Annotated in this window: 16 protein-coding genes; 9 read left to right on the top strand and 7 right to left on the bottom strand. The window is 67.3% G+C overall.

Translation table 11 applies throughout. From position 1 onward, the window contains the following. Positions 1-104 precede the first annotated feature (104 nt). Genes E6C76_RS22525 through E6C76_RS20985 form a run of 3 tightly spaced genes read left to right on the top strand, consistent with a single transcriptional unit; the run spans position 105 to position 2,662 of the window. Entirely contained in the window at positions 105-299 is a 195-nt protein-coding gene (locus E6C76_RS22525) for a hypothetical protein (protein WP_230976356.1), read from the top strand. 48 nt (positions 300-347) lie between these two features. Beyond that, positions 348-1,400, top strand: a complete 1,053-nt coding sequence (locus E6C76_RS20980) for a recombination directionality factor (protein WP_230976357.1) — start codon at positions 348-350, stop codon at positions 1,398-1,400. A 2-nt stretch (positions 1,401-1,402) separates the two neighbouring features. Then, complete coding sequence (locus E6C76_RS20985; protein WP_136350224.1) at positions 1,403-2,662, top strand: metallophosphoesterase family protein; 1,260 nt, start codon at positions 1,403-1,405, stop codon at positions 2,660-2,662. A gap of 59 nt (positions 2,663-2,721) precedes the next feature. Here the strand turns inward: E6C76_RS20985 and E6C76_RS20990 are convergent, their stop codons facing one another. After that, a complete protein-coding gene (locus E6C76_RS20990; protein ID WP_136350225.1) occupies positions 2,722-3,828 on the bottom strand; it encodes a hypothetical protein in 1,107 nt (368 codons plus the stop codon). Between the two features lie 358 nt (positions 3,829-4,186). Between E6C76_RS20990 and E6C76_RS20995 the strand changes: the two genes are divergently transcribed. Beyond that, on the top strand, positions 4,187-6,691 hold the full coding sequence (locus E6C76_RS20995) for a DNA repair protein (RefSeq protein ID WP_136350226.1): 2,505 nt from the start codon (positions 4,187-4,189) through the stop codon (positions 6,689-6,691). A gap of 148 nt (positions 6,692-6,839) precedes the next feature. Beyond that, entirely contained in the window at positions 6,840-7,295 is a 456-nt protein-coding gene (locus E6C76_RS21000) for a hypothetical protein (protein WP_136350227.1), read from the top strand. Between the two features lie 151 nt (positions 7,296-7,446). Here E6C76_RS21000 and E6C76_RS21005 read toward each other — a convergent pair whose 3' ends face one another. The 4 genes from E6C76_RS21005 to E6C76_RS21020 all read right to left on the bottom strand — a co-directional run bounded on the left by E6C76_RS21005 (position 7,447) and on the right by E6C76_RS21020 (position 10,208). Beyond that, complete coding sequence (locus E6C76_RS21005) at positions 7,447-7,755, bottom strand: DUF5983 family protein (protein ID WP_136350228.1); 309 nt, start codon at positions 7,753-7,755, stop codon at positions 7,447-7,449. Between the two features lie 248 nt (positions 7,756-8,003). Next, positions 8,004-8,585, bottom strand: coding sequence for a JAB domain-containing protein (locus tag E6C76_RS22595; RefSeq protein WP_136350229.1), 582 nt, complete (start codon positions 8,583-8,585; stop codon positions 8,004-8,006). Positions 8,586-8,955: 370 nt separating this feature from the next. Further along, entirely contained in the window at positions 8,956-9,357 is a 402-nt protein-coding gene (locus E6C76_RS21015) for a GFA family protein (protein ID WP_136350302.1), read from the bottom strand. 341 nt (positions 9,358-9,698) lie between these two features. Further along, complete coding sequence (locus E6C76_RS21020; protein WP_136350230.1) at positions 9,699-10,208, bottom strand: hypothetical protein; 510 nt, start codon at positions 10,206-10,208, stop codon at positions 9,699-9,701. A 129-nt stretch (positions 10,209-10,337) separates the two neighbouring features. Between E6C76_RS21020 and E6C76_RS21025 the strand changes: the two genes are divergently transcribed. Next, the gene (locus E6C76_RS21025; RefSeq protein WP_136350231.1) at positions 10,338-10,568 is read left to right on the top strand and encodes a hypothetical protein; all 231 of its coding nucleotides are present in this window, start codon (positions 10,338-10,340) and stop codon (positions 10,566-10,568) included. On the opposite strand, the gene E6C76_RS21030 is transcribed toward E6C76_RS21025, so the two are convergent. Continuing rightward, positions 10,539-10,772 (bottom strand): hypothetical protein, encoded by a 234-nt coding sequence (locus E6C76_RS21030; protein WP_136350232.1) that lies wholly within the window; start codon positions 10,770-10,772, stop codon positions 10,539-10,541. The genes E6C76_RS21025 and E6C76_RS21030 overlap by 30 nt on opposite strands. 885 nt (positions 10,773-11,657) lie before the next feature. Between E6C76_RS21030 and E6C76_RS22325 the strand changes: the two genes are divergently transcribed. From E6C76_RS22325 to E6C76_RS21045, 3 genes are all read left to right on the top strand, one after another. Further along, positions 11,658-11,990, top strand: coding sequence for a ubiquitin-activating E1 family protein (locus E6C76_RS22325; protein WP_230976358.1), 333 nt, complete (start codon positions 11,658-11,660; stop codon positions 11,988-11,990). Between the two features lie 88 nt (positions 11,991-12,078). Beyond that, positions 12,079-12,336, top strand: a complete 258-nt coding sequence (locus E6C76_RS21040) for a type II toxin-antitoxin system Phd/YefM family antitoxin (RefSeq protein ID WP_136350233.1) — start codon at positions 12,079-12,081, stop codon at positions 12,334-12,336. Positions 12,337-12,340: 4 nt separating this feature from the next. Continuing rightward, complete coding sequence (locus tag E6C76_RS21045; protein WP_136350234.1) at positions 12,341-12,763, top strand: type II toxin-antitoxin system VapC family toxin; 423 nt, start codon at positions 12,341-12,343, stop codon at positions 12,761-12,763. A gap of 98 nt (positions 12,764-12,861) precedes the next feature. Here the strand turns inward: E6C76_RS21045 and E6C76_RS21050 are convergent, their stop codons facing one another. After that, positions 12,862-14,043 carry an integrase domain-containing protein gene (locus E6C76_RS21050; protein WP_136350235.1) on the bottom strand — a complete coding sequence of 394 codons (1,182 nt, stop codon included), beginning with the start codon at positions 14,041-14,043 and terminating at the stop codon, positions 12,862-12,864. Positions 14,044-14,366 lie beyond the last annotated feature (323 nt).

A 14,366-nucleotide genomic window follows, 5' to 3' on the forward strand; every position in this document is an offset into this window, starting at 1 on the left:
GCCGTGCGTTGACCGCGGGGATGTCCGTAGCCGCCCTTGAAAACCTTGCGCTCCCTGGGAGCATGAATCGTCGGCATCCGCCGAGGTTCATGAAGGAGCGAAAGATGACCAACTCCATCGTCACGGTCCAGTGCGGCCCCGCCGCGCTGCCGACCCTGCTGGGGCAGGGCCCCGCACGCATCCCGACCGGCGGCAAGATCCGCCCGGGCATCATGGTGCTCACGAAGAAGGCGGCCGAGGTGCCCCAGGCCAAGGAGATCTACCAGCAGGGGGTGGCCGGCGGGCAATCCTTCGAGTAGATCGAACGCGCGCTCAAGGAAGCGCTGCCGCAGCTCAAGTCGCCGCTGGTGCCGCGCAACGTGCCGTGGTTCACCGTGCGCCCGCAGGATTTCCCGAATCCCGAGGTGGCGCGCCAGATTCTCGACGCCTATGGCGAGGACCGCGGCCAGGGCCGGCGCCTGTACCGCTTCCCGGTCGTTTTCCCGGCCGACCACTGGCAGAGCGTCATGCCCCACGAACTGGCCGCCTGGGGCGTCCACGAGAAGCGCTTCTGGTCGCAGTATGCGGCCGACGGCCAGGTGCGCCACTGCATGTGCCATGCGCCGGTGCCCATGGACCACACCGGCCGGCGCAGCATCCGCATCTTCGGCGGGCGCAAGACGATGCCGCGCGAGGACAACGGCGGCGTCTGCGATCCCGAATCCTGCCCCGAGTACCAGGCACGCCAGTGCAACCTGAGCGGGCGCTTCCTGTTCTTCATCCCGGGCATCCGCACGATCAGCGCCGTGGAACTGCCCACCACCAGCTTCTACGCGATGAGCAACGCGATCCAGCGCTTCCAGGCCATCGGCCACATGCGTGGCGGGCGCATCTCGGGTTTCCTCGGCGGGGCCCGCAAAACCTTCTACCTGACCAAGGTGCTGCGCGACGTGCCCCACATCGACGAGGAAGGGCGCGCCCTGCGCGTGGCGCAGTGGATCATCGAACTGGAAGCGCCCGTCGACGTGACCGCCCTGCTGCGCGACGGCGAGGACACCGAGACGGTGCTCATGCAGGCGGCCATGGCCGAACAGGTGCTGGAGGGCGTGCCGATGCCCGGCGCGACGGAGGATGGGGCGTCGGTCACTGATCGCGCGCCGCCGATGGCGCCCGAGCCGGATGAGGTGCCCATGCGCCCGGGCAATCCAACGCTCGAACAGGTGCTGGGCCGCGCCGAGGCCATGGGCATCGCCGGCGCACGCTTCCAGCGGTTCGCGGAGCGCCGCTGGGGGCAGGGCTGGAAGATCAACCCTCATGGCCGTGCCCGCGCCTGGGACGAACTGGAGCGCCACGCCAACGATCCGGCAGGCTACGCGGACAAGATCGACGGCGCCCTGGCGGCGCGGGCGGGGAGGGACTGACGATGCGCATCGCCCACTTCTCCGACCTGCACTACGGTACGGCGACGCTGGACGAGGCGGACCGCTGCTTCGGGGCCGCCGTCGACCGCGCGATCGCGGCTCGGGCCGAGGCGGCGGTCCTTTCCGGGGACGCCACCGACCACGGCCTGGATCTGCACGAGCCCGCGGCCCTGCGGCTGCTCGCCCAGGTGCGCCGGCTCGCCAGCCACTGCCCGGTGCTGATGCTGCAGGGGACGTTTTCCCATGAGCCGCCGGGCACCCTCGCGGTGTTCCGGCTGCTGGGCGCGCGGTATCCGGTGCATGCGGCCGAGCGCATCGAGCAGGTGGCCCTGCTGGCGGACGGCCGCTGGCAGGCTTCGGCGGGCTGGTGCTTCGATGCGGTGCCGCCCGGGGCACGCGCGTTGTTCTCCTGCGTGCCGACCATCAACAAGGCCGTGGTGGCCGCCACGGTGGGGAGCGCCGAAGCCGCCCAGGCGGTGGGCGAACACCTGGCGCGGCTGCTGGCGGGTTTCGCGCCCGCGAACCGGCGGGCGCGGGCGCAGGATATCCCGACGATCGCCGTCTCCCACGGAACCGTGTTCGGCAGCGTGAACGAGCATGGCGTGCCGATGGCGGGGTTCGACCACGAATTCAGCACCGGCGCCCTGTTCGCCACCGAGGCCCGCGCCGTGATGCTCGGCCACATCCATCGGCACCAGCGTTGGGAACAGGATGGGCCGGCGGGGCGCCAGTGCATCGCCTACGCAGGCTCCATCGGGCGCTTCCACTACGGCGAGGAGGGCGACAAGGGCTTCCTGCTGTGGACGGTGGCGGCCGACGCGGCGGACTGCGAACTGCTACCGACACCGGCGTGCCGAACGGTGGACATCGTCTTCGAGGGGCGCCCCGACCTGGACGCGCTGCGGGAGGCCATCGCGCGCCACGGCGTCGACGGTGCCCGCGTGCGGGTGCGCTGGACCGTGGCGGACGAGGATCGCCACGCGGTGGACCGGGCCGCGATCATGCGGCTGCTCGCCGGGGCGGCGCAGACCAAGCTGGAGGGGCGGATCGTGCCGGTGGTGCGCACGCGGGCGGCGGGGATCGCGCAACTCGGTTCGCTGGCAGACAAGGTCCGGGTATGGGCTGAACTCACCGGGGTCGGGCCTGCGGGGCTGCTCGCTTGCCTGGCTGTCCTGGAGGCGGAGGCCCCTGCCGCGATCGCCGAGCGGGTACTGCAAGGCGCTGGAGGGCTCGGGGCCAGTTCTTCGGCAGACTGCCGGTGAGGGCCGATCTGCAGCCTGGCCAGGACCAGACTGCTGTGATGGCACAGTGAGCGGCTGCATCAGTCCGTAAGCTGTCTCTGACCATCAGCGGAGTTTGACGGCTGCAGGCGGTGCGTTGGATGACGTCCCACCTGAAGCTGATACAGATGGAACAGCCCCTCTGGCATCGGTAGTCCCCCTTCATAATCTCGCCAGCGCTCTTTGGGAACGAACACTGCTGCTGCCGCCTCAGCCTGTGAGTGTTGAGCCTCTTCTCGTAGTGCGACTATCTTTTCAGTACTGGGTTCGCGATGAGTGTGGCTCGGCCAAAGTCGCGGCGGGCGGTCGTTCTTCTCGACCAGTTGGAGTCGAACGTCGTCCCAGTCCAGCAGCACCGGTACGTCATCGCTAACATCCCCCACACGCCGCCTTGCACAAAGTCCGAGGACCGACTCGGCTCCGCCTTCCTCGTAGTCGCGGATAGCCGATTCAAAGGCCGATCGTGCTCGCACGACATGCTCCGCGATTGCTCTACGCAACGCCAAGTGCGCCACTCCCATCTCTTGGACACTTTGTCTTGCGCACCGGCGAACATCAATCTTCTCCGGCTGTTCATCAAGGACTCGCGTCTTGAAGTCTCCGTCTGCGCTCAGGGACGCCTTGCTCGCGTAAAACTTGATCATCTCGACCCAGCCATTGGGGTCGTTGCTCGCAGCACCTGCTTCCTCGAAGCCGTGGATGGCAGTCGCTTTGTGCTGGACATAATTCCGTAATTCACACATAAATCGGTAGTCTGGGCTGCGCTCGAAAACCTTGACCAGCTCCGCTTTGGCAATCAGGCTGAACCGAGGCTTTAGTTCTACGCACTTGAAGTCCTGCCGTACCTGGTCAGCATAGCCTCGCATGGCAGTGAGGATATTTACGATGTGGCGATTCGCCTGCCGGATGGTTTCGGCTATCTCCGGATATCGATATTGCGGCTCAACTATCGTGCGCAGGCAAATCTCTGTGAAGGCCAGTTCCATCGAGATGAAGTTGCCAAGCAGCAATTCATAGCGTTGCTCGAAGGCCAACGCGTCCGACAGAACCTCTCGCGCATGTGCCAGTTCGTTGTAGCGCTCCTCGGTGATATCCATTTGCAGGTGCGGTCCGACGACGCGTTGCTCGAGTGTGTATTTTGTAGTCATATACCGCTCCTTTGTGCTCCGGGCCTCAAGTGTGCTCGCATTCGGGGCGAAACGTGAGGTCAACCGGCTACGGCTGCTTTCCGCTGCATGGCAGTCGTCGCGGTGTGACCTTCAACCTCTGCTCCGGATCGATTTCTGATGCTCTTGCGATCACGCCACCAATTCGACTCATCAGAATAAAGCCAAGCCGCTGACCACGTGCAACTGCCCAACGTGGTGCTGCGGTTCTGTCGGTCCGTGCGTCAGCGCGACGCACGGAGGGTACTGCGTCGGCGGGATGCTACCCGGCACGGCCTGCGGGGTTGAAAGCGCCGAGTCGTGGAAGAAGCTGGTCGGGTCTTCTCTTCCGGAGTACGCCATGCAACCGCTCTCCCTCACGCTCAAGGGTTTTCGCGGCATCCGCGATGGCCTTGGCCTGGATGCGCTCACGCTCGACCTCGCGCAACTGGCCGGTGACGCCGAACTGGTCGCCATCGCCGGCGCCAATGGGCGCGGCAAGACCACGGTGATGGACAATCTGCATCCCTACCTGGCCATGCCTTCCCGCGCCGCCCTGGCCGGGCCGGGCGGTTTCTCGTACTACGAGCACGTGTGCCTTCCCGAGAACGAGAAAGACCTGGTCTGGCAGCACGACGGGTGCAGCTATCGCTCCCAGGTGGTGATCCGCCTCAACGGCCGGCGCAGGACCGAAGCCTTCCTGTTCGTGGGGGAGGGCGATGGACGCTGGAAGCCGCTGGCACTCGAGGATGGCACGGTATCGGACGGCAAGGTGGACACCTACGTCCGCTGCGTCGAAGCCGTCTGCGGCAGCGCCGACACCTTCTTCACCTCGGTGTTCTCGGCGCAGAACAAGCGCCAGCTCAGCACCTACCGCAACGGCGAGATCAAGGCGCTGCTGGCCGACCTGCTGGGGCAGGCGGAAATCCAGGCCATGGGACAGCAGGCGGCCGAGACGGCGCGGCTGCTCAAGGCGGGCCTCACGGCGATCCGGCAGGAGCAGGGCGGGCTGGAAGCCGAGGCGCGGCGGATTGCGCACGAACGCCTGCGGCTCGACGGTGCCCCGGCCCGCGTCGCGGCGCATCGGGCGGCCCTGCGGACGGCCCAGGCCGCCCTGGAAGCGGCCCGGACCCGGCATGCCCAGTTGTTGGCGGAGCACGGGCAGTCCCGCGGCGTGGAAGCCCGCCGGGCGCAGTTGCAGGGCGAATGCCAGGCGGTGATCCAGGCCGGCACCCAGGCGATCGAAGCCTTGAAGGATGAGGATCGGCGCGAATCCCGGCGGCTGGATCAACTGGAACAGCGCATCACGCAACGCCTGGCGCGGGAGCGCAGTCGCCGCCAGGCACTGCAGCACCAGCGCCGGCAGTACCTCGCCCTGTTGTCGGGGGCGCCGGCCGCGCGGTGCGCCGAGGTCCGCCTGCCGCTGGCCGAGCGGGTTGCCACCCTGCGCCTGGAAAGACTGGGCGCCTACCGCGAGCAGGTCCAGCGCTTGGCCCAGTGCCAGGCATCGGAGCGCCTCGTCGGGGAGCAGTTGTCCGCGATCGAGCGCGAGGCCGGGCAGGCGGCGCTCCAGGCCGAGGACCTGGCCCGGCGCCTTGGCCTGGCCGGGGAAGTGCCGTGTGCCGGCACCGGCCTGCAGGGGCGCTGCCAGCTCCTGGGCGATGCGCGTGCCGCCCAGGCCCTCATGCCCAGTGCCCGCGGGGCGATCACGCGGCTGGCGCGCGAGAAGGCGAAAGCGCAAGAGGCGTTGGCGGCCGTTCGCAGGCAGCGCGAGGCGCTCGCCGCGGCACCGCGGGCGCTGGCCCGGTCCGAGCACCGTGCCGACGCGGCCCGCGACCGGGCGGCGCGGTTTGCCCTGGCGGCGGCCCAGGCCGGCGAACTGGCGAGGGCCGAGACGGGGTTGGCCGAGGTCGAGCGGGAACTGGCGGGGTTGCAAGGTGCGGCGGAGCCGGAGGCCGAGGCCGGGCTGCAGCCGGCGGAGCACCCCGAGGAGGCTGCGGAGCGCAAGCAGATCCAGGCGGCCCGGCAAGCGATTGCGGCGCGCCGCGCGCAGCAGGCCCGGCACTACCGCGCCACGCTGGATCGGCTCCGGCAGGCGCTGGCGGCATCGCCGGCGCCCTATGACGAGCAGCGCCTGACCGATGCACAAACGGAGATGGAGCACGCGGCGCGATCGGCCGCCGCCGCCGAACAGGCGCACCTGGCCGCGGTGCGGGACGCCGAGGCCCTGGGCGCCCTGGCGCGGCAGGTGGATGCCGTGGCCGGCCGCCAGGCGCAGGTGGCGGGCCGCATCGCCCACGTCGAAGCCGAATTGGGCAACTGGAACCTGTTCGCCAGGTGCATGAGCCACGACGGCCTGATCGCGCTGGCCATCGACGATGCCGGCCCGGCCTTGTCGGGACTGGCCAACGATCTGCTGCTGGCCTGCTATGGCCCGCGCTTCACCGTGTCCATGCTCACCTTGGTGGAAAGCGCCCGGGGCGAGCAGAAGGAGGGTTTCGACATCCAGGTGCACGACGGCGAGTCAGGCGAAAGCAAGCGCGTCGGCCTGATGAGCGGAGGGGAACGGGTATGGATCAACGAATGCCTGATCCGGGCGGTGGCGCTGTACCTCGCCCAGCACGCCGGGCGGCGCTACGAGACGCTGTTCTCGGATGAGGCCGACGGGCCGCTGGACCCCGGACGCAAGCGCATGTTCATGGCGATGAAGCGGGAAGTGCTGCGCCTGGGTGGGTATCGGCGCGAGTTCTTCGTGTCCCAGACGCCGGCGCTGACGGCCATGGCGGACGCGGTGATCGACCTAGAGGCCTACGCCGCGTCCACGCACACGTCCCCGCTGTCCGCATCGATTCGGTGTGTGAATTGAAGTTGGGTACGGAATCGCGGGGTATGCGCGTCTGGCGTACCATTTGAATGCGTATAGCCGCGCTGAAGTCAGCCGGGCATCGCTGAGCACGTTGCCGCGTCGCGCGGCGGTACGAACCAGGGTCCAAGTTCACGAAAACAGCATTGCCATGATGACCGAACGCTTCCACACCTGCTCGATCGGTCCTGACGAGGACGCGCTGCGGGCCGCCTTTCTGCATTGCGGCGCGCTGCTGCAGACACGCGGCTGCACTACCATGGGGCTGGCCGTGCACGCCAAGAACAACCTCGACGGGACCGTCCGCAGCGTGTTCGGCGAAGACGTGGTCCGGGTGCTGGATCGGGACAACCGGCTGGATATCAAGGGCATCACGATCCAGTTGCTGACGGAGAAAATCCAGCTGCGCCGGCTCCAGGGGCCGGTACTGGCCGCTTTCGTGGAACCCGCGAAGCTGGACAGGATCGTCGCCTGCCAAGGCGTGACCGACATCGTGTTCGTGCCTTGGGCGATCGAGGCGCACGCCGCCTACGTGGCCGCGCACCCGGCCTCGCGGGAGATTTTCCGGTCTTCCCGGTTCGACGGGCGCGACGCCGGGGAAGCATGAGGGCGCGGCGGCCCGCGTCCTGGACGCGCATGCCGCGCACGGCGGGCCGTCTCGGTGAGGGAAAGACAGGGCATCGGCCTGTTGGCGCAATGCCCTGCGGGAACATGGGGCGTCGGTCAGCGGGCCGATGCCGCGCCGGCCGAGGGCCGGTTCACGGCGTAGGTTCCGCCATGTCGAAAACCTCGAGTCCATCGATCACGGCCGCTTCGCTGTCGAACTTCAGCCAGATGATGCCGGCCCGTTCGGCGGCCTCGAAGATCGTCGCCAGATCCCTTTCTTCCGGAATCCGGTAGCGTGGCGCGCCGACGTAGACGAAGCCACCACAGTCGGTCGGATAGGCATTGACCGACAATTCATCGTCAGCCAGTTTCCGGCGGGTGGCCGTGCTCAGGTGCGACAACGACAGCGCGGCCAGGGGTTCGATCTGCGCGCGCAGGCTGTTCACCGTTTGTATCTCCATGCGGTTCTCCTCCTTGTGGGTGGGATGCCGGGCGGCGCTTGGCACGCGCAGCCCGGCGGCTGAAAGTCGCGCCGCAGTCGCGGCAACGAAACCAGCGCAGACTGCCGAGCGTGCCGAGTGGCACGCCCTCGGCCGCGCAGACGGGGCAGTAGGACGGCACGATGCGCTCCTCGGGTAACAACGGATGACGGGAACGGTACGGCAGGCATGCGGCCGGGGATGGCGCGATGGGTGACTGGCGTACGGCTTTACAGAAGCCCGCGTTCGGCGAACGAAACCACGCTGCTGCCGGCCACGATGAAATGGTCGATGATCCGGATATCGATCAGTTGCAGCGCCGTTTGCAGCGTTCGGGTCAGGACTTCGTCCGCCGGCGACGACTCGGCTATCCCCGATGGGTGGTTGTGCGCCACGACCAAGGCGGCGGCATTGCGGGAAAGCGCCCCCTTGACCAGTTCCCGGGGATAGACGGAAGTCTGGGTCAGCGTGCCCTGGAACAGCTCTTCGCTTTCGATCAAACGATGACGGACGTCCAGGTAGAGCACCAGGAACACTTCGCGCTCCAGTCCGGCGCAGTATAGACACAGCCAGTTGCGCACGTCCTGCGGTGACGACAGGATCGGCTGGCCGCGCATCCGTTCGTGCAGGCCGCGCAGCAGTAACTCGCGGGCCACCGCCAGCCGATGGGACAGGGCCGCATCGGTGACCGGAATGGCCGCGGCAGGGACCGCGGCCTCGGCGACATGCAGGGGGGCAGGGCGCGCCCCGTGGGGCGAGGACGCGAACAACTCGCTGACCAGATCGGCATGGGACAAGGTGGACATATCCATGGCGTTCTCCTCTATAGATAGAAAGAGCGGGAACGCCCATCCCGGACGGGGAGGGTTCCCCGCTCGGGATGAAGGTGCCAAGAAGGTATCGACGCGGTTGGCACGAAGAGATCAAGGCAGGTATCGACTGCGACGCCGACGGGGAGCCGGACAGCATCCAAGACAGGATGCGGGTGGATCGAGGCCAGTTTCTGGCTTCGGGCGCGCCGCTTCAAGAGGGGGCGGCAGACGCTCTACGCAAGCGCCTGCTACCACCTACCGCTTGCGTATGGCGTGGGGGACGAGCGGTTGCTGTATTGGAGTGCTTCCATAACGGCTTGGCTGGAACATGCCGTTGGGGCCTGAGTCTTCGTTCTTGTCGCGTTATTGCTTATTTATGCCCCGGTCCCCATTCCGGATATACAGCGACCTCGGGGCCGTAATGCAGCCAAGGCACCTGATGCGAGGCCCAGATTTGGATCTCAGGCACTTGCTTTGGATCGTCATCGAGAGTTGCCACGCGCAAGGCGAACGTTGCCCGACCGTCGGTCCTCTTGATCAAGTGCGTTCCGCAATGGCTGCAAAAATACCGATGTTTGCCGGGCGATGATTCAAATGCCCTGAGCAGTTGCTCGCCACTAAGCCATTTGAAGTGTTCCGGCTTGACTGCAGCGGCCGTATTGAACGCCGCTGCATGAGATTTCCGGCAAGTTCGGCATGAGCAGTGCTGAATCACCGAAGCCAGTTTTTGCACTTCATACTGGATCCGGCCGCAGGCGCAACTGCCTTTCATGTTCGCCTCCTTTGCGTTTGCTTCGTCTTTGGTCGGCAGCCCTGCCGTGTCGAGCAGCCTGTCACGAGGGAAGGCCGTGTTGAACCACCTCTCAGGCGGTGACATTGGGGATTCTACGCGCGGGTGCCGTATTGAATAGCACGGCGGATGGGCGGGCGGGGCGACGATGCGGGTGCGGGGTTGGACGGCCCCTGTACAGAAGGGCATGCCGGGGCCAGCGGGATGGCGATCGACGTGAACGCCATGCGCGCCGCCACGATGCCGGCGGGCGCGGACGTTGGGTGAGCGCGATGCGACGGCGGACGCCATCGCATCGCGGATCGGGAGGGGGGCTGCCCGGCTCAGGTGGCCCTGAGCGGCACCTTCACGTCGGGCGGGGCCGGGCCTTCGGCCGTGGCGGGGGCCGGGTCGGCCGGGGTGGGGCGTTGATCGGATGCCGGGCGGGTTGCCGTGCCCGCGGTTTTCCGGGGCAGGCGGCGCACTTGTGCCGCGGCCCGCGGGTCCGCCACTTCGGGCAGGCATTCGACGGCCATGTCGCGGCCGTTGCGCAGCCGCTGCTGCAGCGTGACCACAGGCCGGATGAACAGGCTGTGGCACAGTCCGCGGACGAACTGGCCGATCCGCTTGTTGCGCGTCTCGCGCGCCTCGTGCCGCCGCAGGGATTCCCGGCAGCACAGGTAGAGCGCCAGATGGGCGCGCTTCATCTCGGGATCGGCCGCCAACTCGGTGATGACTTCCGCGGCGATGGCCGGATCGTGGCCGACACGCCGGTAGAAGCCGACCCAGGCGCGCGCTTCCTCGGTGTCGATGCTGGTGCGTTGAGCACGGGAACGGGATTTCTCCAGGGACATGGTGTTTTCTCCAGGCTGCGTTGAGGGAGCACCCCTCCCCGCGTAGGGAGGCGGCGGACGACTCCCCGGGGTTGCACGGGCCGGCGGCACTGCTAAGCTGGACACTCACGATCGATGAGGTGCCGAACCATGCTGCGTGCAGGCGATTCGCTACGGTTCACGCCCGACGAAATCGAGGATTTCCGAAAGCTCGGACTCGACTTCGACGGGGCGCGAACGTGGGGCGACGTCGAACAGGCATTGGCCCGTTGGACCGATACGCTGAATGACGAACGTCCCGATCTGCTGGAAAGGATCGCCGTCGAGATGGCGAAGGCCAGAGGCGTCCCGCTACCCGCGCGCTTGACGCGGGTGCGCTGAGGCGGCGTGCCGGCCGTTGTGCGCGTTCTTGCGGGCGATCCTGATCCAGCGGTTGGCGATGCGGTCCAGATAGACCAGATCGTCGGCTTCGATCTCGCCCGACTTGCGCAGGCGGGCGATGACCTCCTTGACCAGGAACGGATCGTCCTTGGCCAGTTGAATCACGGTGGCGGCGATGCGCCGACGGTAGCGATCGAGCGGCATGATCAGGCTCCGCCGACTCGATGGGACGCTGCAACACGCCCGGACTGTCCCGGTTGGGACGCGTACGGTTTCAACAGCGCCGGCACGGGCGGGCTGTAGTGGACGGTCCGGGCATGGCCGGAACCGCCCAACAGAACGGCGAGCGGGCGCGAGTCCGATTGCGCAATGATTGCGTGCATGGCGTTCTCCTTCGGAAACGGAAGGGGAACGCCCTCTCCCGGTGGGGGAACTTGGGGTTCCCCGTTCGGGATAGGCCGCCGGTGTTGGCGGCACGATTCGGCGCCCGTCTGAAGGCGGGCGCGGGATGAAGGCCCGTGTTCTCGCGAACGGGGCCTTCGCTCGATGCCGCGGAACCCGAAGGCCGGCGGCAGCAATCTGCGTTCGACCCGAAGGTCGAACGGACACTGGGGGCTATGGGCCGTAGCGGCCGGACCCGGCAACAGCCGGGCGAACTCGGAAGGCAGGTATCGACTGCGACGCCAGCGCAGCTGGACTTCAGGACGACCGGAGCCACCGCTGAAGGCTGTGCGGACACGATGTCCACGAAAGCGCTTGCAGTATCGTGCGGCCCGTTGCGCGGCTCAAGGCCAGGCGGGGCCTTGCCACCCGCAAGCGCCGGGCATTATCGCGTGGTTGGAAGGCAATGGCGTTCGGTCTCCCGCGTCAGGTGTTGCGGGTTCGCCCATCCGCCCATTACTTGATGTTCATGTCCTCTTGTTTTTGACTCATTCTTCATCCGTCCGAACGACCTCGCAATTCTTCGCTGTATGACATATGGAAGTTAGGGCGCTTTGGTAGCGAGAGCTTCGCCGCCGTGGGCGAGGTGCTCACCGTTCAGCTGTATCGCGACGATGGTGGGCGCCGCCAGGGGGCGGCCGGGACTTCGTGTTCGAAGTGGCGACCGAAGCGGCTTCGAACATCTTGCTAGCTTCGCTGCCGCTGCTGGATCGCCTGCTGGCCGAAAAGATAGCGTGTTCGGTCCGGGTGTCGCTCGCCTCGCAGGGGCTGTTCATCAACGACGTGGCAGTGCGCTTCGCGGCGCAGTTGCTCTACGAGCTTTTCTCGCGGGGGCGGCTTACCCAACACGGCGTGGTGGTCAATCTCGACAGCAAGCGATCCGGTCCGATCGAGGTCGATCCGCAGACTTGGGAACGCTTCGGCTATATCCTGGCCGATAAGCGGCGGGACGGGGAAGGCGCGGTCGCGGAAGCGGCCTGAGTGCAGAGGGCGGGAGGGTCAATGATGCATGGACGAGACGGTGGCTTGGCTATAAACTGGTCAGGTAACTAGTCTGTTGGAGACTGTCATGCATACGTGGCCGGTTCAGGATGCAAAAGCGCGATTCAGCGAATTTCTGGAAGCCTGCCTTTCGGAAGGCCCGCAGATGGTGACCAAGCGCGGCACGGAAGCCGCCGTGCTGGTGCCGGTGCAGGAATGGAAACGCTTGCAGGCGGCGGCGCGGCCCTCCTTGAAGCAGTTGCTGCTGTCGGATGAAGCGCGTGCCGAGGCGATCGTTCCGCCGCGAGGCCGTGCCAAACGTCGCGCGGTCGAAGCGATGCGGTGAGCGGATGTTCCTGCTCGATACCAATGTCGTTTCCGAACTGCGCAAGCCCAAGCCGCATGGCGCCGTCGTCGCCTGGCTGCAATCGGTCGATGATGCGCGCCTGTTCCTGTCCGCCGTCACCGTGGGAGAGATACAGGCCGGCATCGAACTGACCCGTGAGCAGGATACGGCGAAGGCCGCCGAGATCGAGGCATGGCTGGAACGGGTGGCGGAGGCCTACAACGTCCTGCCGATGGATGCGGCCGTATTCAGGTGTTGGGCGAAGCTCATGCACCGGCAGTCCGACACGCTGTACGAGGATGCCATGATCGCAGCGACCGCCAAGGTGCATGGCCTGACGGTCGTCACCCGCAACATCGCCGACTACAAGGCCCTGGGCATCGAAGCATTCAACCCCTTTGCCTCGCCCCATCCCGCTGGCGGCTGACGCGGATTCCGCAAACGCATTCCCGAAAGCGGTGGCGGTCCGCTGCGGACCGCCACCGTTCGTTGATGCTGGCAGGCCCGGCGGTCGGCGCTTTCACGTCAGCGTTCGGCGCCATCGCCGGATTCTTCCGGCTGACGGCCTTGCTTCGCCAAAGCCCGCCGCCCCAGCAGCCCACCTAAGTACGCGCCCGCCGCTCTGGTCCGGTTGTGCCCGGCAAGGTGCGCAGCCGCGTGACGGGCCGCCTTGTCCACGTCGGGGGATACCGCGGCGCCACCCCGCACCGGCGGCGCCACCCCGGCTTCTGCCGTGTAGCGGTCGATCATGGCCTCGTGGCGCAGCCCATGACCCGTCGCGCCCAGCATGGCTGCCGTGACACCGAATTTCGCCATCACATAGTCATAACGCCGCAGGTTTTTCTTCAGGCTGTGGCGAGGATTGCCCATGTGCGCGTCCTCCCCCTCGGCCACCGCCCGCGCGAGTTCCAGCGCCGCGAGGCGCTGCGGCGTGTCCAGCGGCACGAAACGCAGCCGCCCCCCTTTCGCCCCTTCCTTGATCCGCACGTAGTGGTCGGCCTGCCGCGCCTCGGACGGCAGGCCGGTCACCTCGAACGGCACGACGCACCGGTGCGGCCGGAACATCACCGATTCCTTGCGCCGCAGGCCGAATGCCTGGATCAGGCGCAGCGAGGCGCCGACGTGGCGGTCGTAGACGACGATCCGCCCGAGGACGGCCTCGATGTCGATGCCGGCCGCCGTCCAGCTCTTGTCGCGCCGGGCGTACTCATGGCGCTGGTACTCCGCCAGCGACAGCCCGTAGTGGGCCGGGTCGCGGATGAAACCGGGCTTGCCCAGCCACGAGGCCAGCCCGCGCAGGAAGCTCAGGTAGGTCTGGATGGTGGCCGGCGCCAGTTGCTCGCGCTGCCACACCGCGACCATCGCCCGGATGTGGCGGTCGCCCAGGTTGCGCGGGTCGGGCGGCGTCTTGAAGCCGGCCTTGCGCTGGAGGTCGCGGAAGAAGCGGCGCAGGAAGTCGGCGCGCTCCCGGCGGGTCTTGTGCGAGACGACCTTTTCCAGCGCGGTGTGCCGGGCGTTGAACAACTCGAGCAGGACCTCGAGCACCCGCAGCGGGTGGGTCTTGCCGGGCCGGTGGCGGGCAAGGATCTCGGTGGGCGTCAGCGCGGCCCAGTCCTGGCGGCGCGGCGGCTGGTGGCGGGCGTCGCGCCACGCGCCGGCGGCGCCTTGGACACGGCGGGGGACGTGGCGAGCGTTGAGGTTGGACATGGCATGTCTCCGGTGCAAGCGGTGCGCCGTCCCGGCGGCCCACAGTCGGGAATGGGTGGAATCCGTTGCGTCATCGCGCGCGCGGATTCCCTGCGCGGGCAATGCGTGGTCGAGCGTTTCGGCACGGCGCGCGGCCACGAGCGCACCACACCTACCCAGGGTTTGCCGGGTGTCCGCAACACGCGGTCGCGCCGGCTCGGTCGGTCTTAAAAATGAAACAGTGATCCGTCCCGCTTTCGCATTTCTGCGTTCGCCGGGGGTTGGGATGCCGTCGCGCCTCAAGGGCAGCGGCAACATCGGCGCAAAGGTCTGGCCTTGCGCTG

Origin of the sequence: Pseudothauera nasutitermitis (assembly GCF_004801295.1) — a bacterium.
GTDB lineage: Bacteria > Pseudomonadota > Gammaproteobacteria > Burkholderiales > Rhodocyclaceae > Pseudothauera > Pseudothauera nasutitermitis.

Coding starts and splice junctions, on each gene's coding strand:
- E6C76_RS21045 (WP_136350234.1), top strand. CDS start 12,341: ATGTTCCTGCTCGATACCAATGTCGTTTCCGAACTGCGCAAGCCCAAG.
- E6C76_RS21020 (WP_136350230.1), bottom strand. CDS start 10,208: ATGTCCCTGGAGAAATCCCGTTCCCGTGCTCAACGCACCAGCATCGAC.
- E6C76_RS21005 (WP_136350228.1), bottom strand. CDS start 7,755: ATGGAGATACAAACGGTGAACAGCCTGCGCGCGCAGATCGAACCCCTG.
- E6C76_RS20985 (WP_136350224.1), top strand. CDS start 1,403: ATGCGCATCGCCCACTTCTCCGACCTGCACTACGGTACGGCGACGCTG.
- E6C76_RS21030 (WP_136350232.1), bottom strand. CDS start 10,772: ATGCCGCTCGATCGCTACCGTCGGCGCATCGCCGCCACCGTGATTCAA.
- E6C76_RS21050 (WP_136350235.1), bottom strand. CDS start 14,043: ATGTCCAACCTCAACGCTCGCCACGTCCCCCGCCGTGTCCAAGGCGCC.
- E6C76_RS21040 (WP_136350233.1), top strand. CDS start 12,079: ATGCATACGTGGCCGGTTCAGGATGCAAAAGCGCGATTCAGCGAATTT.
- E6C76_RS21000 (WP_136350227.1), top strand. CDS start 6,840: ATGATGACCGAACGCTTCCACACCTGCTCGATCGGTCCTGACGAGGAC.
- E6C76_RS21025 (WP_136350231.1), top strand. CDS start 10,338: ATGCTGCGTGCAGGCGATTCGCTACGGTTCACGCCCGACGAAATCGAG.
- E6C76_RS22525 (WP_230976356.1), top strand. CDS start 105: ATGACCAACTCCATCGTCACGGTCCAGTGCGGCCCCGCCGCGCTGCCG.
- E6C76_RS22595 (WP_136350229.1), bottom strand. CDS start 8,585: ATGGATATGTCCACCTTGTCCCATGCCGATCTGGTCAGCGAGTTGTTC.
- E6C76_RS21015 (WP_136350302.1), bottom strand. CDS start 9,357: ATGAAAGGCAGTTGCGCCTGCGGCCGGATCCAGTATGAAGTGCAAAAA.
- E6C76_RS20995 (WP_136350226.1), top strand. CDS start 4,187: ATGCAACCGCTCTCCCTCACGCTCAAGGGTTTTCGCGGCATCCGCGAT.
- E6C76_RS20990 (WP_136350225.1), bottom strand. CDS start 3,828: ATGACTACAAAATACACACTCGAGCAACGCGTCGTCGGACCGCACCTG.